This window comes from Novibacillus thermophilus (assembly GCF_002005165.1).
Classification (GTDB): domain Bacteria; phylum Bacillota; class Bacilli; order Thermoactinomycetales; family Novibacillaceae; genus Novibacillus; species Novibacillus thermophilus.
In genome coordinates, this window is record NZ_CP019699.1 from 2,770,973 (window position 1) to 2,793,888 (window position 22,916).

Consider the following 22,916-nt stretch of genomic DNA (forward strand, 5'->3'; position numbering starts at 1 on the left):
TCAGTCCTTTTTCCGGCGCAGTTTCGGCTGAATGCGTTTTTGTTTCGCATCTCGATAAAAAATAAAACTGCCGAGGTATAAGATGGCGAGTACAAACAAGGCCAGCCCGGTGTACGCTCGCCAATCCGTCAACACTTCGGCAAAGAAGTTTCCGCTTCCGAAAGCGGAAAAAGTCGCATCTCGCATCCATTTCCAGCCAAGCACTCCGCCCGCTGCCGGGATGGCGAGAAGCATGAGGGCTACGATGCGCTCCAGTCGCTGTCTCATCATCTGCCATTCACCCTTTCTCACCCCATCTTAACGAAATAAAGGTGAGTTGACAAATGTGCACACAATTAAAAAAATAAGCGAGGAGGTGGGAAATGAGGCGCAAAATCGTTATCATAGGAATAGGTGCGTTTAAATTGCAAACGGTTACTGACAGAAGGAAACAAGGAGGATGACGATGGAGATTTTTGCTCAACTTTCCCAATACGACTATGAAGAACTCGTCTTTTGCCACGATGAAAATTCTGGACTGCGCGCCATTATCGCCATTCACGACACGACGTTAGGTCCCGCTCTCGGCGGTGTCCGGATGTGGACGTACGAGTCGGAACAAGAGGCGGTTCAAGACGTGTTGCGGTTGGCGCGGGGCATGACGTACAAAAACGCCGTCGCCGGGTTGAACTTGGGCGGTGGAAAAGCGGTCATTATCGGGGACCCGAACAAAGACAAATCAGAAGAGCTGTTTCGCGCCTTCGGCCGCTATGTGCAAGGCTTAAACGGACGTTACATAACAGCCGAGGACGTCGGGACGACAGAGGAAGACATGGACACCATTTACGAAGAGACGGATTATGTCACCGGTGTGTCACCGGCATTCGGTTCAGGGGGGAATCCATCTCCTGTGACGGCGTACGGTGTCTACCAGGGAATGAAAGCTGCAGCCAACGTGGCGTTTGGCAGTGACGACTTAAACGGCAAGACGGTAGCGGTCCAAGGACTGGGCAATGTCGCTTTCAACTTGTGTCGACACTTGAGTGAGGAAGGAGCGAAATTGGTCGTCACAGACTTGAATGAGGAGCGCGTGCAACGCGCCGTCGAACAGTTTGGGGCAGAAGCCGTAGGGGTTCAAGATATTTACGGGGTCGCTTGCGATATCTTTTCGCCGAACGCACTGGGAGGCGTCCTGAACGATGAGACGATTCCGATGTTAAATTGCCGTGTGGTGGCAGGGGCGGCCAACAACCAGCTCAAGGAAGAAAGGCACGGGAAAATGCTGGAGGAGCGGGGGATCGTGTACGCACCTGACTACGTCATCAATGCAGGGGGAGTGATCAATATCGCAGATGAGCTGATAGGTTACAATCGGGAGAGGGCGATGAAAAAAGTAGAATCTATTTACGATACGGTGTTGAACGTCTTTGCCATTGCCGAGAGGGACGGCATTCCGAGTTATCAGGCAGCAGACCGGATGGCGGAAGAGAGAATACAGTCGATCCGTCGGTCCCGGAACCCGTTTGTAAGAGATGAAAAAAACGTGTTTCACTTGCGCCGCGGCCGACATTAGACGGTTGCGGAAAGCTTGGAAACACATATAATGTGACGAGGGGCATTTTATTCCAAAGTTTGACGTTACGTGAAAGGCGGAACTCGTTGAAAGTATAGAAGGGGGAGCGTGAGTGGAAGAGGCATACAACTTAGTTGTCATCGGGGCCGGTCCCGGCGGCTACGTGGCCGCAGTGCGGGCTGCTCAACTCGGCATGAGGGTGGCTGTCGTCGAACGGGAAAAAGTCGGCGGCGTCTGTTTGCACAAAGGTTGCATCCCGAGCAAGACATTGCTCAAGAGTGCCGAAGTGTTCGATACGGTCAGATGCGCCGGTGACTACGGTATCCTGACGGGAGAGGCAAAAGTGGATCTCATCCGAATTCAGGAACGAAAGCGCGGCATCGTGTCCCGATTACATAAAGGTGTTCAGTACTTACTCCGCAAACATAATATTGAAGTCTATCACGGCACCGGGAGAATAATGGGGGCTTCTATTTTTTCTCCGCAAACAGGCGTCGTCACCGTTGAACAAAGTGATGGAAAAGGGGGCGTGCTCAAACCGAAACACTTAATTATCGCCACGGGATCCCGTCCGCGGGAACTGAAAGGTGTCACTGCCGACGGGAACCACATCCTCTACTCGGATCACATGTTGGAACTCGACCGCCTCCCCGATTCAGTCGTCATCGTCGGCGGCGGCGCCATCGGGGTAGAATGGGCATCGATGTTGAGCGATTTCGGGGTACGCGTGACCATCGTTGAAAGTGCAGACCGCATTTTGCCCTTCGAGGACGAAGACATCAGCCGTGAAATGACGCGTCTGCTTCAAAAGCGCGGTGTCCAGTTGTTGACGCAGACGAATGTACAGCCCGAATCGGTAACGGTAGAACAAGGTGCGGTCAGTTTACATATAGGGTGCGGAGGAGAGAGGCAGAAACTCACCGCCGAACGGGTTTTGCTGTCGGTCGGGCGGGAAGCGAATGTGGACGACATCGGATTGTCCAATACCGACATTCAAGTGGTGAACGGGTTTATCGAAGTGAATGAGTGGATGCAGACGTCCGAACCTCACGTGTACGCCATTGGGGACGTTGTCGGCGGTTACCAATTGGCACACGTCGCCTCTCGTGAAGGAGTGATCGCCGTCGAGCACATGGCGGGGTTGAATCCCGAGCCGTTGAACCCGCGGTTTGTTCCGCGTTGCACGTACAGTCGCCCGGAGGTGGCCAGTGTCGGTCTCAGTGAGCAGGAAGCATCGGCTTTGGGATATGCGACAAAAACCGGAAACATCTCGTTCCGCTCCATGAGTAAAGCCCTTGTACACGGAGATGCAGACGGCTTTGTAAAAATTGTAGCCGACGCTGAGACGGACGACGTGTTAGGTGTACACATGATCGGCTCCCGTGTGACGGATCTCATTTCCGAAGCCGGTTTGGCCCGCTTGCTCGATGCGACGCCGTGGGAGCTGTCGCAAGTCGTTCGCCCCCACCCGTCACTGTCGGAAGCGTTGGGTGAAGCCGCGCTGGACGTGGAAGGCGCATCCATTCACGGTGCGTGAAGGCCCGCCCTCATACAGTCGCGCATCACGTACGTGGTGCAGGGTGGGGCATGTGCCGAAGACCGTTTCGTTTGTATTTTCAAAATAGTGAAGGAGGGACGTGCGGTGAGTGAACGCCATAAACAACTCGGTTTGACGGACGATGACCTTTTCGAGATGTATACGTACATGTTGCTTGCGCGGAAAGTGGACGAACGCATTTGGCTGTTAAATAGAGCGGGCAAAATTCCGTTTGCCATTTCGTGCCAGGGACAGGAAGGAGCTCAAGCCGGCGCCGTATTCGCCTTAAACCGCGACGTCGATTACTTATGCCCGTACTACCGGGATTTAACGATGGTGATGGCGTTCGGGCAAACTGCCCGGGAGATTATGTTGTCAACATTCGCGAAAGCTGAAGACCCGAATAGCGGTGGACGGCAAATGCCGGGACACTACGGCGATCGGCGCCGCCGCATTTTAAGCGGCTCCAGTCCCGTCGCGACACAGCTTCCCCACGCGACAGGGATTGCACTGGCGGTAAAAATGGAAAAAAAGCCGATCGTCACACTCGTCTCGCTGGGCGAAGGGTCGACGAACCAAGGGGAGTTTCACGAAGCGTGCAATTTTGCCGGGGTACACCGCTTACCGGTCATTTTCTTCTGTGAGAACAACGGTTACGCGATTTCCGTGCCAGAGAGAAAGCAGCTCGCCTGTGCCAGTGTCGCCGACAGGGCAGTCGGGTACGGTTTTCCGGGTGTGTCAGTGGATGGGAACGACCCGTTAGCTGTCTACGAAGTGGTGAAACAAGCCGTCGACCGTGCTAGGTACGGGGACGGCCCGACGTTGATCGAGGCCAGGACGTACCGCTTCACGCCGCATTCCAGTGATGACGATGACCGCAGCTATCGCAGCCGAGAAGAAGTGGAAGAGGCCCGGAAGCAGGACGCCATCGTGACCTTTCGCAAGTACTTGCGCGACGTCGGCCTTTTGACCGAGGAGAAGGAGCGCGAATTAGAAGAGTCCATTTCACAAGAAGTGGATGAAGCGACGCGGTACGCAGAAGCTGCTCCTTATCCGCCGGCGGACAGTTTGTACAAATACGTGTACGAGGAAAACTAGGGCGAGGTTGGAGTGTTTTTCGGCAGACGGTGCGAGCTTAGTTGATCGAGTCTTTCGACCTTTTTGAATGGAGGAAGTCTATGGCGATCTTATCCTACATTGAAGCAGTGACAAAAGCGCTGAAAGATGAGATGCAGCGCGACGAAAAAGTGTTTGTTATCGGCGAAGACGTGGGCGTCCGCGGCGGCGTTTTTCGCGCTACCGACGGTTTGATCGATCTTTTCGGAGAAGAGCGGGTGATCGACTCGCCGCTCTCAGAAGCGCTCATCGTCGGGGCTTCAGTCGGCGCTGCTGCTTACGGCATGCGCCCGGTGGCCGAGATCCAATTCGCCGATTTTATTATGCCCGCGGTAAACCAAATGGTGAGTGAAGCTGCCAAAATGCGCTACCGCTCGAACAACGACTGGCATTGCCCCCTCGTTGTCCGCGCCCCTTACGGAGGGGGAGTGCACGGAGCCCTTTACCACTCCCAGTGCGTCGAATCGTTCTTCTCCGGTGTGGCCGGTTTGAAAATCGTCATGCCGGCTACACCGTACGACGTGTACGGTCTGCTCGTATCGTCCATCCGGGACAACGACCCGGTCCTCTTTCTGGAGCACAAACGCTGCTACCGTTTGATTAAAGGGGAAGTGCCCGATGAACCGTTCACTGTTCCCATCGGCAAGGCAGAAGTGAAGCGGGAAGGGACGGACGTCACGGTCATCAGTTACGGCCTGACACTGCACTTCGCATTGAAAGCGGCGGAGAAGCTGGAGACAGAGGGCATCAGTGTGCACGTCCTGGATTTGCGCACCATTCGGCCGCTGGATCGGAAAGCGATTGTCGACGCAGCGCGAAAGACCGGCAAGGTGCTCATCGTTCACGAAGACAACAAAACAGGCGGTGTCGGTGGGGAAGTGTCGGCGATTGTGGCAGAAGAGGCATTGTTCGATCTCGATGCCCCGATTGTGCGTTTGGGTGGACCGGACGTTCCGGCCATGCCCTTCAGCACTCCTCTGGAAAGAGAGTACATGTTAAACGAGCAGAAGGTCGAGCAGGCGATTCGCGATTTGGCCGAATTTTGATGAAGAGGAGGTGAAGGTCGTGATGCGTGAAAAGGTGACGATGCCGCAACTCGGAGAGAGTGTGACGGAAGGAACGATTACCACTTGGTTAAAACAGCTCGGTGAGCGTATCCAGCTCTACGAGCCGCTCTGTGAAGTGACGACGGATAAAGTGAGCGCCGAAGTCCCGGCGACGGCGGCTGGTACTTTGGTTGACATTGTAGTCGAAGCCGGATCGACGGTTGCCGTGGGCGATGTCATTTGCACCATTGAAAAAAACGAGGATGAGGGTGGCAAAAGTGTTCGCCCAAAAAAAGGTGCCGCTGAAGGAGAGGAAGGCGCTGATTCAAAACGGCGTTATTCCCCTGCAGTCTTGAGGTTGGCCCAAGAACACGACATTGAGCTCGGGCTCATTGAAGGCAGTGGGCGCGGCGGACGCGTGACCCGCAAAGATGTACTCGCCTACATTGAGAAACAGAAAAAATTGACGGTTCAATCAACGGTCACGTCGTCCGCGCAACCAGACATCGAGCGAAAGGAAACGGGAGCCGTTGTGCAAAGTACCGGTGACCGGGAGATTGAACTCGACCCAGTCCGCCGCACGATTGCAGAGCGTATGGTGAAAAGCAAACAAGAAATCCCTCACGCTTGGATGATGGTAGAGGCGGATGTCACCGGACTGGTGCGTCTGCGCGAGAGAGTGAAAGACGAATTTCTCGCCCGGGAAGGCGTGCGTCTGACGTATTTGCCGTTTTTTATAAAAGCGGTAGTGGAATCGTTGAAACAGTATCCTCGGCTCAACGCTGTCTGGGCGGGGGATAAAATTATTGAGAAGAAGGAGATTAACATTTCAGTGGCGATAGCAGGCGATGATGCTCTGCACGTCCCTGTGATTCGTCATGCGGATTCCTTGAGCATTTCAGGCATTGCCAAAGCGTTGGGCAAACTCATCCACAAAGTGGCCGCCGGAGAACTGTCCGTCAGTGACACGAGAGGAGGCACGTTCACTGTCAACAACACAGGGACGTTCGGCTCCATCGCTTCCAATCCGATCATTAATGTTCCGCAGGCAGCCATCATCAGTATGGAATCCATTGTCAAGCGGCCAGTAGTTGTCAACGACGCCATTGCCATTCGCGATATGGTCCACTTTTGCCTGTCGTTGGACCACCGCATTCTGGACGGAGCGCTGGCGGGCAAGTTTATGCAGTCAGTCAAACACCAGATGGAATCGTTCGGAGACGAAACGCCGTTGTATTGAGTCAGAGGACGACATGACGAAACGAGCCCCCTCACAGTGAGGGAGCTCGTTTTTTAGTCAAGACGATTACGCACTGATAATGCCAAATTCAAACAAAGCTGCGAGGACCGTGATGGCGAGGAGGGCAACGCTGAACACTCCGCCGACTACCGCTCCGAACTTGTTGTTTGTTCTCTTGTTTTTAAGTGTTCCCCAAAAAGCGAGGACGGTCACAAGGGCTAAAATCGCTAACATCATGATTCATCACCACTTATTTCGTTATCTTCGTTGAAAAGCACATTTACGTTTAAGTATAAACCAAAAAGCTCGGGAATACCCCCTGCATTTTCATGAACACTTTATGACAGTTTTCAATCACATGAGGTGCACGACACTCATTAAAACTGTCGACAAGACCATACTAAAAACGATGAGGAGAACGACCGCTTTCATGAGCAGTCTGCGCTTCATGGTTTCGTCACCTCAATCTATTATTGTAGCGAAAAAGACAGGCATTGTCCATGAAAAGCAAATCGTTGAAGGGAGGTGTCCCACTTGGACAGGAAAATCAAAGTGCTTATCGCCAAACCGGGTCTAGACGGACATGACCGAGGAGCCCGCGTGATCGCACAAGGGCTTCGCGACGCGGGCATGGAGGTAACGTACACGGGTATCCGCAAAAGGCCTGATCAGATTGCGGATGCGGCGATTCGAGCCAATGTCGATTGCGTCGGCCTCTCTTGTTTGTCCGGTGCGCACAACGCCCTGTTTCCAGAGGTCGTACGCCTCCTCAAAGAGCGAGGGGCGGGGAATGTGCTCGTGATCGGGGGCGGCATCATCCCCGACCGGGATATTCCGTATTTACTGTCGCAAGGTATCGCTAAAATTTTTACACCGGGTACGCGAACGGCCGATGTCGCAGCGTACATTCGGGAACGATTAAGTGAGACTGAGAGAAGGAACGCAGTTTGTCTTCAGGATGCTTTTGTGTGACAATGGTGTGTGGGAGTGGAGGGAGGAGAAACACCGTGGTGAATCGCCGACGTTTGATCGACACGTTTATGGAACTCGTTCAAATTGACAGTGAGACCAGACACGAACGTCGCATTTGCGACGCGTTAAAAGGGAAGCTTTCCCGCCTCGGATTGGAAGTGGTGGAGGATGATTCGGCCGAGCGCAACGGACATGCTGCGGGCAATTTGATTGCGACGTTGAAAGGGTCGCAAAACGGGGTTCCGACCATTTTTTTTACAGCACACATGGATACGGTTTCCCCCGGAAGGGGGGTCCGACCGTCCATACGAGACGGGTACATTGTGTCCGACGGGACTACAGTGTTGGGAAGCGATGACAAGGCTGGCTTGGCGGCGCTGTTAGAAGCTGTGCACGTGTTAAAAGAGCGCAGGATCGCACACGGCGACGTACAGTTCGTGTTAACGGCGGGAGAAGAGTCGAGTCTGGCCGGTTCACGGGAACTGGATCGGTCTCTCTTAAGAGCTGAATACGGTTTTGCCCTCGACGCTAACGGTCCCGTCGGCGACATCGTCGTCGCCGCCCCGACGCAGGCCAAACTGGAGGTGGCGATCACGGGAAAATCGGCCCACGCCGGCGTAAATCCCGAAGACGGCGTGAGCGCTATCCAAGTCGCGAGTCAAGCCATCTCGAACATGCCGCTAGGGCGCGTCGACAGTGAAACGACGGCGAATATCGGCCGGTTCTCCGGTGGAGTTGCCACGAATGTCGTTTGTGACCGCGTGGACATATTAGGTGAAGCCCGCAGCCTGCATAAGGAAAAGCTAAAAGCGCAGTTGCGGGCCATGGAAACGGCCTTCCGTGAAGCAGCTCGATCCAACGGTGCCACAGCGGAGGTAGATGTGTGCATCATGTATCCGGGTTACCGGTTTACGGAACGGGACGCGGTCGTCAAGCACGCGCAAAGGGCGATGGAACGAATTGGGCGCCCCAGTCGGTTGTTGACGAGCGGAGGAGGAAGTGACGCGAACGTTTTTTCGGGGATGGGCATTCCGACGGTCAATTTGGCTGTCGGATACGAACACATCCACACGACGAAAGAGCGCATACCGGTGACAGAGCTGATCAAAGCAGCCGAGATGGTGGTGGCACTCATTCGGGAAACGCTTAATTGAGTAAGAGAAGGGGCTTACTATGACGGTGCACTGGAAGGAAGGGACAGTCGTCGAAGTTGAGGGGCAGAAGGGGGGGTACAGTATGTTTCCGTTCGGAAGAAAGGGGAAAGCGGGGTGGAAAGGGCGATCCACTACACGGACGTACAGCCGCCTTTAAGCAAAGGGGATACCGTTGTCCTCAACACGACGGCTGTGGACTTGTCACTGGGCAGCGGAGGTTACCACTTTGTGGCGTGGAAAGTGGGCGAATTGAAAAAGGCCGAACCGCTCAAAGGTCACATTATGAAGTTGAGGTACACACCGTGGCAATTGGCTGTACAGTCTGCCGAAGAGGAAAGCTCTCCTCACCACGACGTGCTGAAGGGCGCATCCGATTTGGACGGCATGCCGGTTTTGGCCGGGGAACTGCACAGTATGCTGCCGATTCTCACTGCGTCTTTGCGACACGTCGCGCGTGAACGCGACGCTGACTTGCGCATTGCATACGTCATGACCGACGGGGCCGCGTTGCCGATTCAGTTGAGTAAGCACGTAAGTTGGCTGAAAGAGCGCGAGTGGATCGTCGGAACGGTGACGGCCGGTCACGCCTACGGAGGGACCTGGAAGCCGTTAACGTGTACAGCGGACTGTTGACGGCGAAGTACGTTCTGGAAGCGGATGTCGCCATCGTCTTAATGGGACCGGGAATTGTCGGAACGGGGACGGCGTTTGGGTTTACGGGAGTGGAGCAGGGGCAGATCGTCAACGCGGCACACGCTTTGGGCGGTGTTCCTGTCGTCGTTCCCCGCATCAGTTTTGCAGACGGGCGGAAAAGACACTGGGGCATCAGCCACCATACGTTAACCAACCTGTCCCGCGTCGTCTTGCGCCCTACCCGGGTGGCGCTGCCGCAGTTTGAAGAAGTAGAGTGGCAAGCTCACATTGACCGGCAAATCACAGCATTGTCAGAGGCAGGCCACACTTGGATGCACATCCCGCTGAATTTAAAGGAGGTTGAAGAGCGCCTTCAGCATTACCCGCCCATAACGTCCATGGGACGCGGACTTTCTGATGACCCGGCTTTCTTTATCGGTGTTTCATGTGCAGCGGACGCCGCCTGGGCTGTCATGAGCGGGACGTGAAGCGACCTGGGGAACGGCGTTTCTCCAGCCACTGGGTGAGGGTCACGTCGGATGTGGACAACTGTTTTAACTTTGCCCTCACTTCCCACGCTTTTCCCACAAGGCGCAAACTTCTCGCCTCACAGTACATTTTCATCGCGGTACCTCCTGCGATAAAATAATCATAGGACAATCTATGCCCAAAAACAGAAAAATATACGCCAAAGGCGTAAGGTTGAGAGGAGTACACGATGTCATCATTCACCGAACGGACGATCAAACGGAATACGATTTTTGAAGGCAACATTATTAAAGTGGAGGTTGACGAAGTCCTCACGCCGAACGGAAAAACTGCAAAGCGGGAACTGGTCCGGCATCCGGGCGCCGTTGCCGTTCTTCCGCTCATTGAACACAACCGTCTCGTTGTCGTGGAACAGTTTCGGAAACCACTGGAAAAAGTGATTGTGGAAATTCCAGCGGGAAAGCTGGAGCAAGACGAGGCGCCGTTGCAGTGCGCAAAGCGTGAATTGAGAGAAGAAACGGGCTATACTGCCGACAAGTGGTCGCACTTAGTTTCGTTTTACACGTCTCCTGGATTTGCAGACGAGGAAATTCACCTGTACGTGGCGGAACATTTGCAAGCTGGGCCGAAGCAAACGGATGAGGACGAGTTTGTCAACGTGCGTGAAATCACGCTGGACGAAGCCTTTCACTTAATTGAAACAAAGGATATATGCGACGCAAAGACAGTGGCCGCAGTGTACGCTTGGCACAATCGGGAGTTGGCCAGGAGTTGAGCACACAACGGGTGTTTGCCGATTTACACATTCATATCGGGCGTACGGAAACGGGACGGCCCGTCAAAGTGACCGGCGCCCGCGACTTAACGTTTGCCAACATCGTCGCAGAGGCGAGTGAGCGGAAAGGTTTGGACATGATCGGCATCATTGACGCCGCCTCTCCGGCAGTTCAACAGGACATCGCCGCCATGTTGGACAAAGGGGCTGTCGCGGAACTGGACGGAGGCGGCCTCCAGTATGGCGGGACGACCATTTTGCTCGGGTGTGAACTGGAAGTGCGGCCGGAAGGGTTTGGCCCGGCCCACGTGTTGTGCTATGTCCCCTCTTTTGACGCAATGCAAGAGTTTACAGCTTTTTTATCTGGATACATGAGAAATACGAACCTCAGCACGCAGCGTTTCTACGGCACGATTGACGAGCTGTTCCGTCGTGTTGAAGAGTTAAACGGCGTCATCGTACCGGCTCACGTCTTTACGCCGTTCAAAAGTGTGTACGGCAGTTGTGCAGATCGGATGGCCGACGTGTTTCCGCTCAAGCGCGTCTCGGCTGTCGAGCTGGGTCTCAGTGCGGACTCGGAGATGGCGGACAGGGTGCGAGAGTTGCACCGTTACACGTTTTTGACGAACTCAGACGCCCATTCCTTGTCCAAAATTGGCCGCGAGTACAACGAGCTGCAAGTCAACGATGTCAGTTTTTCCGGTTTTACAGAAGCGCTGCAGCGGAAGGGCGGAGCGGCTGTCACAGCGAACTTCGGGCTCCACCCGCGACTGGGGAAATATCACCGTACGATGTGCAAGCAGTGTGAATCCCGCCTCCCTTACGGCGAATCCGTCTGTTCCCGCTGTGGCAGCCGGTCGATCATCAAAGGAGTGCGAGACAGGATAGGCGAAATTGAGACGGCAAGCGGGGAACACCCGCCGCACCGACCGCCGTACATCTATCAGATTCCCCTGGAGTTTATCCCAAAAGTCGGACCGAGCACGCTGCAGAAACTGTTGGATCACTTCGGAACTGAAATGAATGTTTTACACCGGGCGGACGAAGAGGAGCTCGCGGCCGTCGTCGGACAGCCGTTAGCCCGCTGCATTGTACAAGCCCGCGACTATCAGATGGCAATTGAAGACGGAGGGGGAGGGGTGTACGGCAAAGTCAACATGTAAGGAACGCCTCTGGTTCTACGTCCCCCCTTGTCCACATAAACTGGTTAAAGAAAAAAACGCCAGTCTGTCAGCGAAGTGGCCAAGGAGGATGTTTCTTTCATGCGGCGAACGTGGAACGAAACGATACAACACCATATGGAGGAGCATCTCTCCCTGTATGTGTTTACGACCGTGCTGTTTATTATGGGAATCGTGTTCGGTTCTCTCGCAGTCGGTGCGTTGACGGTAGAGCAGCGGGAGGGGTTGCTGGAGTATTTGATGCACTTTTTTAACGGGTTGGAGCAGGGGGCGGTCGCCGATGCTTCTACCGCTTTGAAACACGCAGCCGCCCATCACTTAAAGTACGTCGGGTTGATGTGGATTTTGGGACTGTCCATCATCGGAGCCCCCCTCGTTGTCGTATTGATTTTCTTAAAAGGTCTCGTCATAGGGTTTACAGTCGGCTTTTTTGTGCGTGAACTTTCATGGAACGGCTTGGGCTTCGTCTTTTTGTCGGTGTTTCCGCAAAATTTGTTGATCGTTCCCGCGATGATCATCGTCAGCGTCGCGAGCATCGCCTTTTCACTGTCACTGTTGCGCAACCGGATCATTCAACGGCGCGGAGCCATTTATCCTCAGTTCGTGTCGTACTCATTCCTCGTATTGGCCATGGCGTGCGTGCTCGTATTTGCGTCCTTTTTTGAAGCGTACGTGTCACCGAGCTTGATGCAGACGGTTGCCGGGAAATTAGGGATGGTTTGGCCCCTGTTCAGCTAACGATAACGATTTTAATTTAATAATTCCTTTTATCTGTTTGACTCCGTATTTCCGACTCGCCTATAATGGTTACATGCAGAAGGTAAGGCGGGGAGGGAGCCCGGTTTTGGATAAACGCATCGAAAAGATTAAAAACGAACTTCACGAAAAGAGTTACAAGCTGACCCCGCAGCGGGAAGCGACTCTTCGGGTGTTGCTGGAAAACGAAGAAAAACATTTGAGTGCTGAGGACGTTTACTTATTAGTGAAGGAAAAAGCGCCGGAAATCGGGCTGGCCACTGTTTACCGGACGTTAGAGTTGCTCAGTGATTTACAAATCGTCCACAAATTGAATTTCGGTGACGGAGTTGCCCGTTACGAATTTCGCGCTGACGACAAAAAGCACCACCATCACCACCTCATTTGCCTGAACTGTGGAAGCGTAGACGAAATTAAGGAAGACTGGCTGGAGACGATTGAAAAGCGGGTGGAAGACAAGTACCACTTTAAGATTGTAGATCACCACCTCATGTTTCACGGCATTTGCCACCGTTGTAGAGACAAAGTGAACGACGAAGATTCGCTGCAGATCCAAAAAGTGACGTAAAAAGCAGGTCGCTCGACCTGCTTTTTTAGTTTCGTCCCCGAACAGAGATTGATAATGTCGGAGTTGGAGGAGATAATAAGGTTGTGAGGGAGCACGCCGTCCCCCTTAAACGTGCTATAGGCGTATAATGTCAAACGGGTGCGAATACATTCGAAAGTAAACAAGCTGTTGAAAGGGGACAAAGATGATTCTCCACTTGCGTCGGATGTGGAATTGGGCTAAGCTGCTCCTCCTCTTTGTGGTGTTTACGCTTTTAGGCTACGTCCTGATCGGTTTGATAGCAGAATGGCTGAAACCTTCTTACCGCTTTGAAGAGCCTTCCGGCAGAGCGGTAAAAGTGTTTTCGTTCGATGAGCCAAATCAACCGACACACGGCATGAGCGACGGGGAACGGCTGAAGCTCTTTTACTGGACTGGTGAATGAGATGAGGAAGTGGTTGGAAGCTTTTGAACAACACGTGCGGCAGGCGAAAAAAATGGCGCCCAACACGTGTGAGTCGTATGTGAGAGACATCAACGGCTACTTGACTTTTTTGGAAAGAAACGGTATGAAACAGATTGACGGCACGACTGGAAACGACGTGCTCGCATACGTGACGTCTTTGGAAACGCAAGGGCGCTCACGGGCGACCATGGCCCGACATTTGGCCTCAATCAAAGCGTTTTATACGTTTTTGTGGGAGCTCGGGGTCGTCTCTAAAAATCCGTGTTCAGACATTTCGCTTCCGAAAGCAGAAGTGAGTACGACGCGGACGGTTTTAACTGTAACAGAAATAGAGCGGTTGTTAACGGCTCCCGACCCCCACACGTTGACCGGTCAGAGGGATCGGGCGATATTGGAGTTAATGTACGCCAGCGGTATCCGCGTGTCGGAATTAGTTTCTTTAAATGTGACAGATGTCAATACAACCCTCGGCGTGATCACGTGTACGGGAACGAACGGGATGGAACGTGTCATTCCTCTGGGAAAAAAGGCTTCACGCGTTTTAGACACGTACGTGAACGACACTCGTCCTCAATTGGTAAACACTGCGTCAGAATCGGCTTTGTTCGTCAATCGGCGCGGACGGCGTTTGACGCGGCAAGGTTTTTGGAAAATACTAAAAAAGTGTGGAGAACTTTGTGGCCTCACGCACAAAATCACGCCGAATGCGTTACGCCGTTCGTTTGCAGCCCACATGCTGGACAACGGGGCCGACTTACGCGTCGTACAAGAATTGATGGGGCACGCCGATTTAGCGACAACGCAAAGGTACGCGAGCTCCGACAGAGGGAGAGTCATGGATGCGTATTTGAGACACCACCCCCGCGCTTAAGAGATGCGGTGGTTCATCGCGCAGTGAAAGGAGATGATGATTTGCCCCATTTCGAGCGCATTGCCTGTGTCGTACTGGACAGTGTCGGCATCGGTGCGCTGCCTGATTCTCCTTCCTTCGGTGACGAGGGCGTGCACACCCTCGGTCACGTCGCCGAGTACGCAGGAGGGTTACATATGCCGAACTTTGCCCGTTTAGGTCTGGGCAACATCGAGCCAATTAAAGGGATTCCTCAAGTGGCATCCCCGATGGCCTCCTACGGGAAAATGGCTGAGATGTCCAACGGCAAAGACACGACGACCGGGCATTGGGAACTGATGGGCATTTATACGGAAAAACCGTTTAAGACGTACCCGGACGGCTTTCCTGAAACGTTAATCAAACGGTTTTCAGAGCGAATCGGGCGCGGTGTGCTCGGGAATAAACCGGCCTCCGGCACGGCGATTATCGAGGAACTGGGTGAACGGCACATGGCAACAGGGGACGTGATCGTCTACACGTCGGCTGACAGTGTGTTCCAAATCGCCGCGCACGAAGAGATCGTCCCGTTAGATGAATTGTATGCCATATGTGAAACGGCACGGGAGTTGACGCTGGAACCGGAACATTCGGTGGTGCGCGTCATTGCCCGTCCGTTTGTCGGGAAACCGGGTGCTTTTAAGCGGACGGCTAACCGGCGCGACTACTCTATTAAACCGCCGGAGAAGACCGTACTGAATTATTTGAAAGACGGCGGCTGGGATGTCATTGGCATCGGTAAAATTTCGGACATATACGACGGCGAAGGCATCACCCGTTCGATTAAGACGAAGGACAACATGGACGGGGCTGATCGCCTGATCGACACAATGGGGGAGCCGTTTAAAGGCTTGGCGTTTCTCAACATGGTTGATTTTGATTCGAAGTACGGACACCGGAGAGACCCCGCTGGCTATGCCAGGGCGTTAGAAGAAGTGGACCGACGCCTGCCGGAAATGTTAGAGGCGCTCAGGACAGACGATTTGCTCATCATGACGGCCGATCACGGCAACGACCCGACGCATACGGGCACAGACCACACCCGCGAGTACGTTCCCCTCCTCGTGTACAGCCCTTCCTTGACGGACCCAGTGCACCTCGGCGTCCGGTCGTCTTTTGCCGATGTCGGTGCGACGATTGCAGACAATTTCCACGTGACGTCTCCGATGGGTCGAAGTTTTTTGCACGCGTTGCTTGAACGATCTTGAAATAAAGGAGAGGTGCCACCATGGCTGATCGAGAAAAAGCCGTAACAGCAGCGGCGTACATTCAGAAACGAGCCGCACAAAGCCCGAAAATCGGCCTCGTCCTAGGGTCCGGCCTCGGCGTGTTGGCAGAGCAAATGACACGTGCGGTGAAAATTCCGTACGGGGACATTCCGTCTTTTCCGATTTCCACGGTTCCCGGCCACGCCGGCCAACTCGTTCTGGGGAAACTGGGCGGCAACGACGTCGTGACGATGCAGGGGCGCTTTCACTACTACGAAGGGTACGCGTTAAGTGAGGTCACGTTCCCCGTTCGCGTCATGCACGAGCTGGGAGTGGAGACGGTCATCGTGACGAACGCGGCTGGCGGCATTAACGAATCGTTTGAAAGCGGTGATCTCATGCTCATACGAGATCACATCAACTTCACGTTTCGCAACCCTTTAATTGGGAGGAACCAACCAGAGTGGGGGCCCCGGTTCCCTGACATGTCTGAAGCGTATGACCGGACATTGCGTAAGCTGGCGCGGGAGGTGGCCAGCGAACAGGGCATTCGCCTTCAGGAAGGCGTATACGCCGGCGTCACCGGTCCGTCTTATGAAACACCGGCCGAAATTCGCATGTTGCGCACCTTAGGCGGTGACGCCGTCGGCATGTCGACGGTCCCGGAGGTGATCGTCGCACGGCATATGGGGATGCGCGTTCTCGGCATATCGTGCATCACGAATATGGCTGCCGGCGTTTTAGACCAGCCCCTGAGCCACGAAGAAGTGATGGAAACGGCAGAGCGGGTGCGCGGTACTTTTATGACGCTCGTCACTGAGATCGTTGGGAAAATCGGAGAGAGGTGACGCCGTGTGACGACCGTAAGGAGCAAGATTAAAGAAGCGGTACACGCGCTCAACGAGCGAACGGATAGGATCCCGGACGTCGGACTCATCCTCGGGTCCGGTCTCGGCGTATTGGCGGAAGTAGTCGAACCATCGACTGTCGTCCCTTATGGGGACATTCCGCACTTTCCCGTTTCTACAGTGGAAGGTCATGCCGGGAGGCTCGTCATCGGGTCCCTCAGCGGGAAACGGGTCATCGCCATGCAAGGGCGGTTCCACTATTACGAAGGGTATTCACAACAAGACGTGACTTTTCCCATTTACGTCATGTCGGCCCTCGGAGTGAAGACGCTCTTCGTGACGAACGCAGCGGGTGGCATGAATCCGCAATTTTCACCAGGGGACTTGATGATTATTCGGGACCACCTCAATCTGACGGGAGACAATCCCCTCATCGGACCCAACGACGACGAACTGGGGCCGCGCTTTCCTGACATGTCCCAAGCGTACGCACCGTTTTTGCGTCAGCTCGCTGAGAGAACGGCAAAGGAGATTGGCATCCACGTCCAGTCAGGCGTTTACGCCGGGATCAGCGGTCCGAGCTTCATGACGCCTGAAGAGTTGATCATGCTGCGGAAACTGGGGGCTGACGCTGTTGGTATGTCAACCGTTCCTGAGGTCATCGTGGCCAATTATTTAGGAATGGACGTCCTCGGCATTACGTGTATAACCGATATGGCTATCGGCGAAGAGTTAGAACCCCTCACCCACGAGCAAGTCATAAAAGTGGCGGAACGGACGAGGCCCACATTCATTCACCTGGTGACGTCCTTGTTAAGGGCGCTACCTTAAACGCGAGGTGACTCAGTTTTGCGCACAGTTAACATCATTTTAAAGAAACGGCGCGGCGAGGCGTTGAGTTACCGTGAAATCGAGCATCTCATCACCGGATTCACACGCGGAGACATCCCGGACTACCAAATGGCGGCGTGGGCTATGGCCGTTTATTTTCGAGGCATGAGCGGGGAAGAAACGGCAGATTTGACTGAGCTGATGCAAAAATCGGGAGACGAGATCGATTTGTCCTCTGTCGACGGCATCAAGGTAGACAAACACAGTACCGGCGGCGTCGGAGACAAGACGACACTCGTGCTGGCCCCTCTCGTCGCGGCGGCCGGCGTGCCTGTGGCGAAAATGTCCGGCAGGGGCCTGGGACATACGGGAGGGACTCTCGACAAACTGGAATCGTTCTCCCGTTTCTCCGTCGATATGACGCGGGAGGCCTTCATCGATCAAGTGAACCGGATTGGGGTCGCAATCGTCGGGCAGACGGAGAACTTAACACCGGCGGATAAACAGCTGTACGCGTTACGCGACGTGACAGCGACCGTCGATTCCATCCCCCTCATCGCCAGTTCTGTCATGAGCAAGAAGCTGGCCGCCGGAGCCGATGTGATAGTGCTTGACGTCAAAGTCGGAAGTGGCGCGTTCATGAAAACGGAAGCAGAGGCCTTTCGCTTGGCCCGGACGATGGTGGAAATCGGGAACCGCTTGAACAGGAAAACGATCGCTGTTGTGAGCGACATGAACCAGCCTTTGGGACAAGCGGTCGGCAATGCGCTGGAAGTCCGAGAAGCGATTGACACTCTAAAGGGAGACGGTCCGGAAGACGTGACAGAACTCTGTTTGGAACTCGCCAGCCACATGCTCGTCGCCGCTGGAAAAGGGGATAGTCGAAAGCAGGCGCGACAACATGTGCAACGACTGATGAAAAGTGGAAAGGCCCTTGAAAAACTGAAAGAGCTGGTCAGAGCGCAAGGTGGCGACGACAGGGAGGTGGATGAACCGGATCGTTTACCGCAAGCTCCGTTAAAGATAGATGTGAGGGCGGATCAGGACGGTGTTGTAGACAGCGTCGATGCGGAACAAATCGGAATGGCAGCCATGTCCCTCGGCGCGGGGCGCGAGACGAAGGGTGATGTTATCGACTTGGCTGTCGGCATCGTGTTACACAAAAAAATCGGGGACGCGGTCCATAAAGGAGAGCCGGTGGCCACCATTCACGCCAACGACGCGTCTAAGGCTAAACGGGCGGTCGACATGGTGTCGAAAGCCGTCCAGTTGACGGATCCGTCACAGCAAGTCACCATTCCTTCTCTCATATACGGTGTCGTCGACTGACGGCGCGTTTTTATTGATTGGCTGCAGCAATACCGCGCTCATCGCCAAAAATCGCCACATATCGGCACGATGCGCGTCGATTCTTTACAAGCCGTCAGTTGCCAGTGCAGGGACAAGTTCTGTATGGTGACAGAGAAGGGGTGGAATCTGTGAGAAAGTGGTGGATCGGCGTAAGCACATGCGCGCTCGTCCTGGCAGGAGCAGCGACAGGCCTTTATGTGTATGTCATGAACCAAATACAGGGGGAAACGGCAGAGGAATCGTTCCAGTTGACGGTAGAGCCGGGAGAGTCGCTCACGCAAGTATTGACGAAATTGGAGGAAAAAGGATTAGTCGGTAACGCCCAGTGGCGGTACATGTACATGCGCGTGAAACAACCGGATTACACGTACCAGGCAGGAGAATATTACGTCGAACAAGGGATGAACTTAGAGCAAGTGCTGTCAAAATTGCAAAACGGCGAGGCGCTAAAGACTGATGCCGTGGAGGTGACCATCCCCGAAGGGTGGAACGTCAAACAGATTGCGAACCGATTGGCGGAAAACGGTCTCGGCGATGAAGGGCGGTACTTAGACCTGTTCGACGACCCCGATTTTTACGGTGAGATGCGAAAAAAATTCACTTTCCTCCCGCCGTTTGACGACAAAACGAAGTTTCCGTTTGAAGGGTACTTGTTTCCGGAGACGTACCACTTTGCTGTGGATTCGACTGAAGAGGCCGTTATCGAGCGCATTCTGACCCATACAGAAGCGGTCATTGAAGATTTGGCGACCGAATACCCTGACGTTGTGAAAAAGACCGACGAAGTGTTTACACTGGCGTCTATCGTCGAACGGGAGACGGTGTTGCCGGAGGAAAGGGCAAAAGTGGCGGGCGTGTTTGCAAACCGTCTGGAAGAAGAGTGGAAACTCGAATCGTGTGCAACCGTTCAATACATTTTAGGCAAACAGCGCGATCGCATCTTGTACGAGGACCTCGATGTGGAAGATTCGTATAATACGTATCTCCACGCGGGACTGCCCCCTGGGCCTATCGCGAATCCGGGACGGGCGTCCCTTGAAGCCGTCCTGAATCCAGACGAACACAATTACTTCTTTTTCGTAACCAAAAAAGACGGGAGCAACGGCCATCACTTTTCTGAAACGTATGAAGAACACCTTCAGAACGACGCGAACAGCCGAGGAACTTGGTAGCGATACAGAAGGCGGCCGCCACGGGGTGGCCGTTTTTTGTGGCCAGTATAATTGTCACAACCCTAGCCCAAAATAGAGACAAAAGGAGGCTAGCGTATGGTCAACAAATGGTTGGCAATGGTACTGTCGGTGTTCCTCACAGTCAATCTCGTCCCCTTGACCGCCTATGCCGGCGAAAATACTAACCTTGCACCGAATGCAAAATCGGCCGTGCTCATGGACATGGACACAGGTACCGTTTTGTACGAGAAAGACAGTCATCTGCCATTACAGCCGGCGAGCATTACGAAGATTATGACGATGTTACTGCTGATGGAAGCGATTGAGGCAGGTCAAACGACGCTAAACGACATGGTGAGAGTAAGTGACCACGCCGCTTCTATGGGTGGTACGCAAATATACTTGGAAGCGGGGGAAGAAATGTCCGTGCGCGACTTGTTAAAGGGGGTCGCGATCGCTTCCGCCAATGACGCCAGTGTGGCGATTGCCGAACACGTGGCAGGGACAGAAGAGGCGTTTGTCCGTCTCATGAACGAACGAGCCAAACAGCTGGGCATGAAGCATACCCATTTTGTCAATTCGAACGGCTTGCCCCACCCTGATCAAAAGTCTTCTGCACACGATATCGCCCTCATGTCCCGGGAGCTGTTAAAACACGACGTCATCACCGATTTTACGAAAGTGTATCAAGACTACTTGCGGCAGGATTCAGATGAACCGTTTTGGCTGGTCAACACGAATAAACTGGTCAAATATTACGACGGGGTGGACGGTCTCAAAACAGGGTACACGTCTGAGGCGAAATTTTGCCTCTCCGCTACAGCCAAACGAGGAGATTTTCGCGTCATAGCCGTCGTGATGGGAGAACCGAATGCGAAGACGCGCAATGCCGAGGTCAGCCGAATGATGGACTACGCTTTTAATCAGTACACGAACCACGTCATCGCCCACAAAGGGGAGGTGTTGGGGAGCGTCCCCGTCGACAAAGGGACGACTACCACCATCACCGTGCGGGCGCCGCAGCAAATGAGCATCTTGGCCAAAAAAGGCAGTCAAGCTAGTGACTACATCCGCGAGATTGTCTGGAAAAAAACGCTTCAAGCTCCCATCGAAGCAGGGGACTCCATTGGCGAGGTACGCGTGACAAAGGACGGAGATACTGTCGCTACTTTTCCGTTAACCGCGCATGAGGACATCCCGAGATCTAGTGTGTGGAATCTGACAAAGCGCACATTGAAAAAATGCTGTTCATTCCTGACGAAGCGCAAGATCCTGAAGTGGAGCAAGCGGCCAAATAAATCGCGACGCTCGACGTCGATGAAGACAAGGGCTGTCGGAAAAGAGCGGACAACGGTCTTTTTTGGCAGCCCCTTTTGTGTGGAATATTCAATACTCCCCTTTTTCCCAAAGCGATTTTAGCTCCCCCTCACGTTTCGTCGCTTTTTTGCTTCTTTTGTCGAAGGGCAGGATTTGAACTGTCTGACAGCGAATGGAAAAGGGTAGGAAAAGGTCTGCAGTGAGAGGGAGTGGAATGAGAGTGAGTCTCGATGTTGAATTGAAAGCCCACAGGGACGTGCTGATCGTTCGCTTAACCGGTGAGTTGGATCACCACACCGCTGACGACGTGCGCCGTCAGATCGACCAAGAGCTGGATAACGACCGTTACCCGCACGTTATTTTAAACCTGGGGGGACTGACATTCATGGACAGTTCCGGTTTGGGCGTCATACTCGGCAGATACAAGCGCATCAACGAACACAACGGCACACTGGTCGTCTGTCAGCTCCACCCACCTATCAAAAAGTTGTTTAAGTTGTCCGGTATGTTTAAAATTGTAAACGAGTACCGACGGGAAGAAGACGCGCTGCGCGATCTGGGGGTGACATTGTGACAGACAAGCAGAAGAAAAACAGCATGCGCCTGGAGTTTTCGAGCGTTTCCGAAAACGAGTCGTTTGCTCGCGTCGCCGTCGCCGCCTTCGTCTCTCAGCTGGACCCGACGATGGCTGAGTTGACAGACATTAAAACCGTTGTATCTGAAGCTGTGACGAACGCCATTATCCACGGTTACGAAAGCGATCCGTCCCAAAAGGTTGTCATCGAAACAGTGATCGAAGGCCATCAGGTCGAGATCACGATTTCTGATTCCGGCGTGGGGATGGATGACATCGAAGCAGCGAGACAGCCGCTTTTTACCTCTAAACCGGAATTGGAACGCTCAGGCATGGGATTTACGATCATGGAAAATTTTATGGACAGTGTCGAGATAACGTCCGCTCCGGGTGTGGGGACAACCGTCAAATTAGTCAAGCGCTTGAAAAAAAATCAGCCGCTAAAGAATTAGGGGTCGCCTATGGATACGGATGTACGCAATGCCCGGCACCCCTACCTGTCAGATGAAGAAGTGAAAAAGCTCATCGCCCTGAGTCAGAAAGGTGATGACCAAGCCCGAGAACGGTTGATTCACCACAATATCCGGCTCGTGTGGTCAGTCGTTCAACGCTTTATGGGTCGCGGGTACGAAGCGGATGACTTGTTTCAAATCGGCTGTATCGGTTTGTTAAAAGCTGTGGACAAGTTTGACCTATCTTATGAGGTCAAGTTTTCCACTTACGCCGTCCCGATGATCATCGGTGAAATCCAGCGCTTTTTGCGCGATGACGGCACGGTGAAAGTGAGCCGGTCTTTGAAAGAAACGGCCAATCGCATTCGCAAGGCGAAAGACGAACTGTCCAAGACGCTCGGGCGGTTGCCCACTGTCAAAGAGGTGGCCGAGCGATTGGAGATTTCTCCTGAGGACGTGGTGTTTGCCCAGGAAGCCAACCGCGCCCCTTCCTCTATTCACGAAAAAGTGTACGAAAACGACGGCGACCCGATCACCCTGATGGATCAAATTGCTGACGACCAGGAAAGTGCCTGGTTTGACAAGTTGGCGTTGAAAGAAGCGATTGAACAGTTGAACGAGCGGGAGAAACTGATTGTCTACTTGCGCTACTACAAGGACCAGACACAATCGGAAGTCGCCGAGCGTCTCGGAATCTCCCAGGTGCAAGTCTCCCGGTTGGAAAAGAAAATACTGAAAACGATGCGGGACCAGATGGAAAGCTGACCATCTGGTTTTTTTGTGGTCGTGTCCACACATACTAACGTTAGTG

Annotated in this window: 25 protein-coding genes and 1 pseudogene; 23 read left to right on the forward strand and 3 right to left on the reverse strand. The window is 53.7% G+C overall.

Annotated features, from left to right (window positions below; genetic code table 11):
• Positions 1–291, reverse strand: coding sequence for a DUF2627 family protein (locus B0W44_RS13395; protein ID WP_169835579.1), 291 nt, complete (start codon positions 289–291; stop codon positions 1–3).
• 154 nt (positions 292–445) lie between these two features.
• On the opposite strand from B0W44_RS13395, the gene B0W44_RS13400 reads away from it, so the two are divergent.
• The 5 genes from B0W44_RS13400 to B0W44_RS13420 all read left to right on the forward strand — a co-directional run bounded on the left by B0W44_RS13400 (position 446) and on the right by B0W44_RS13420 (position 6,491).
• A complete protein-coding gene (locus tag B0W44_RS13400; protein ID WP_077720467.1) occupies positions 446–1,552 on the forward strand; it encodes a Leu/Phe/Val dehydrogenase in 1,107 nt (368 codons plus the stop codon).
• 112 nt (positions 1,553–1,664) lie between these two features.
• Positions 1,665–3,089: a dihydrolipoyl dehydrogenase gene (gene lpdA / locus B0W44_RS13405; RefSeq protein ID WP_077720468.1), complete on the forward strand. Its 1,425-nt coding sequence runs from the start codon at positions 1,665–1,667 to the stop codon at positions 3,087–3,089.
• A gap of 156 nt (positions 3,090–3,245) precedes the next feature.
• The gene (locus B0W44_RS13410; RefSeq protein WP_077721402.1) at positions 3,246–4,187 is read left to right on the forward strand and encodes a thiamine pyrophosphate-dependent dehydrogenase E1 component subunit alpha; all 942 of its coding nucleotides are present in this window, start codon (positions 3,246–3,248) and stop codon (positions 4,185–4,187) included.
• Positions 4,188–4,267: 80 nt separating this feature from the next.
• On the forward strand, positions 4,268–5,251 hold the full coding sequence (locus B0W44_RS13415; RefSeq protein ID WP_077720469.1) for an alpha-ketoacid dehydrogenase subunit beta: 984 nt from the start codon (positions 4,268–4,270) through the stop codon (positions 5,249–5,251).
• Positions 5,252–5,273: 22 nt separating this feature from the next.
• A complete protein-coding gene (locus B0W44_RS13420; protein WP_077721403.1) occupies positions 5,274–6,491 on the forward strand; it encodes a dihydrolipoamide acetyltransferase family protein in 1,218 nt (405 codons plus the stop codon).
• Positions 6,492–6,557: 66 nt separating this feature from the next.
• Here B0W44_RS13420 and B0W44_RS18220 read toward each other — a convergent pair whose 3' ends face one another.
• Positions 6,558–6,728 (reverse strand): hypothetical protein, encoded by a 171-nt coding sequence (locus B0W44_RS18220; RefSeq protein WP_169835580.1) that lies wholly within the window; start codon positions 6,726–6,728, stop codon positions 6,558–6,560.
• 297 nt (positions 6,729–7,025) lie between these two features.
• Here B0W44_RS18220 and B0W44_RS13425 point away from each other — a divergent pair, with 297 nt between their 5' ends.
• The 3 genes and pseudogenes from B0W44_RS13425 (at position 7,026) to B0W44_RS18660 (ending at position 9,738) form a co-directional block, all read left to right on the forward strand.
• Positions 7,026–7,463 carry a cobalamin B12-binding domain-containing protein gene (locus B0W44_RS13425; protein WP_077720470.1) on the forward strand — a complete coding sequence of 146 codons (438 nt, stop codon included), beginning with the start codon at positions 7,026–7,028 and terminating at the stop codon, positions 7,461–7,463.
• A 35-nt stretch (positions 7,464–7,498) separates the two neighbouring features.
• Positions 7,499–8,617 (forward strand): M20/M25/M40 family metallo-hydrolase, encoded by a 1,119-nt coding sequence (locus B0W44_RS13430; protein ID WP_077720471.1) that lies wholly within the window; start codon positions 7,499–7,501, stop codon positions 8,615–8,617.
• Between the two features lie 114 nt (positions 8,618–8,731).
• Positions 8,732–9,738 (forward strand): annotated as a pseudogene (locus B0W44_RS18660) (DUF3866 family protein).
• On the opposite strand, the gene mciZ reads toward B0W44_RS18660, so the two are convergent.
• Positions 9,722–9,874 (reverse strand): Z-ring formation inhibitor MciZ, encoded by a 153-nt coding sequence (gene mciZ / locus B0W44_RS17845; RefSeq protein ID WP_149027021.1) that lies wholly within the window; start codon positions 9,872–9,874, stop codon positions 9,722–9,724. The pseudogene B0W44_RS18660 and the gene mciZ sit on opposite strands and share 17 nt — an antisense overlap.
• Before the next feature lie 94 nt (positions 9,875–9,968).
• Here mciZ and B0W44_RS13450 point away from each other — a divergent pair, with 94 nt between their 5' ends.
• From B0W44_RS13450 to sigF, 15 genes are all read left to right on the forward strand, one after another.
• A complete protein-coding gene (locus tag B0W44_RS13450) occupies positions 9,969–10,514 on the forward strand; it encodes an NUDIX domain-containing protein (protein ID WP_077720474.1) in 546 nt (181 codons plus the stop codon).
• The gene (locus B0W44_RS13455; RefSeq protein WP_228441158.1) at positions 10,511–11,677 is read left to right on the forward strand and encodes an endonuclease Q family protein; all 1,167 of its coding nucleotides are present in this window, start codon (positions 10,511–10,513) and stop codon (positions 11,675–11,677) included. Before B0W44_RS13450 ends, B0W44_RS13455 begins: the two co-directional genes overlap by 4 nt.
• Positions 11,678–11,776: 99 nt before the next feature.
• Positions 11,777–12,433 (forward strand): stage II sporulation protein M, encoded by a 657-nt coding sequence (gene spoIIM / locus B0W44_RS13460; RefSeq protein WP_077720476.1) that lies wholly within the window; start codon positions 11,777–11,779, stop codon positions 12,431–12,433.
• A gap of 106 nt (positions 12,434–12,539) precedes the next feature.
• On the forward strand, positions 12,540–13,019 hold the full coding sequence (gene fur / locus B0W44_RS13465; protein ID WP_179947353.1) for a ferric iron uptake transcriptional regulator: 480 nt from the start codon (positions 12,540–12,542) through the stop codon (positions 13,017–13,019).
• A 184-nt stretch (positions 13,020–13,203) separates the two neighbouring features.
• Positions 13,204–13,443 carry a DUF4227 family protein gene (locus B0W44_RS13470; protein WP_077720478.1) on the forward strand — a complete coding sequence of 80 codons (240 nt, stop codon included), beginning with the start codon at positions 13,204–13,206 and terminating at the stop codon, positions 13,441–13,443.
• A 1-nt stretch (position 13,444) separates the two neighbouring features.
• Complete coding sequence (locus B0W44_RS13475) at positions 13,445–14,335, forward strand: tyrosine recombinase (RefSeq protein ID WP_077720479.1); 891 nt, start codon at positions 13,445–13,447, stop codon at positions 14,333–14,335.
• Positions 14,336–14,376: 41 nt separating this feature from the next.
• The gene (gene deoB / locus B0W44_RS13480) at positions 14,377–15,561 is read left to right on the forward strand and encodes a phosphopentomutase (RefSeq protein WP_077720480.1); all 1,185 of its coding nucleotides are present in this window, start codon (positions 14,377–14,379) and stop codon (positions 15,559–15,561) included.
• Between the two features lie 20 nt (positions 15,562–15,581).
• Entirely contained in the window at positions 15,582–16,409 is an 828-nt protein-coding gene (locus tag B0W44_RS13485) for a purine-nucleoside phosphorylase (protein ID WP_077720481.1), read from the forward strand.
• A gap of 6 nt (positions 16,410–16,415) precedes the next feature.
• On the forward strand, positions 16,416–17,240 hold the full coding sequence (locus tag B0W44_RS13490) for a purine-nucleoside phosphorylase (protein ID WP_077720482.1): 825 nt from the start codon (positions 16,416–16,418) through the stop codon (positions 17,238–17,240).
• 18 nt (positions 17,241–17,258) lie between these two features.
• On the forward strand, positions 17,259–18,569 hold the full coding sequence (locus B0W44_RS13495) for a pyrimidine-nucleoside phosphorylase (RefSeq protein WP_077720483.1): 1,311 nt from the start codon (positions 17,259–17,261) through the stop codon (positions 18,567–18,569).
• Between the two features lie 149 nt (positions 18,570–18,718).
• Entirely contained in the window at positions 18,719–19,762 is a 1,044-nt protein-coding gene (gene mltG, locus B0W44_RS13500) for an endolytic transglycosylase MltG (protein ID WP_169835582.1), read from the forward strand.
• 96 nt (positions 19,763–19,858) lie between these two features.
• Positions 19,859–21,181, forward strand: a complete 1,323-nt coding sequence (locus B0W44_RS13505; protein WP_077720485.1) for a D-alanyl-D-alanine carboxypeptidase family protein — start codon at positions 19,859–19,861, stop codon at positions 21,179–21,181.
• A gap of 118 nt (positions 21,182–21,299) precedes the next feature.
• The gene (gene spoIIAA, locus B0W44_RS13510) at positions 21,300–21,653 is read left to right on the forward strand and encodes an anti-sigma F factor antagonist (RefSeq protein ID WP_077720486.1); all 354 of its coding nucleotides are present in this window, start codon (positions 21,300–21,302) and stop codon (positions 21,651–21,653) included.
• 23 nt (positions 21,654–21,676) lie between these two features.
• Positions 21,677–22,105, forward strand: a complete 429-nt coding sequence (gene spoIIAB, locus B0W44_RS13515; protein WP_077721405.1) for an anti-sigma F factor — start codon at positions 21,677–21,679, stop codon at positions 22,103–22,105.
• Between the two features lie 9 nt (positions 22,106–22,114).
• A complete protein-coding gene (gene sigF / locus B0W44_RS13520; RefSeq protein WP_077720487.1) occupies positions 22,115–22,870 on the forward strand; it encodes an RNA polymerase sporulation sigma factor SigF in 756 nt (251 codons plus the stop codon).
• The last annotated feature ends 46 nt before the right edge of the window (positions 22,871–22,916 follow it).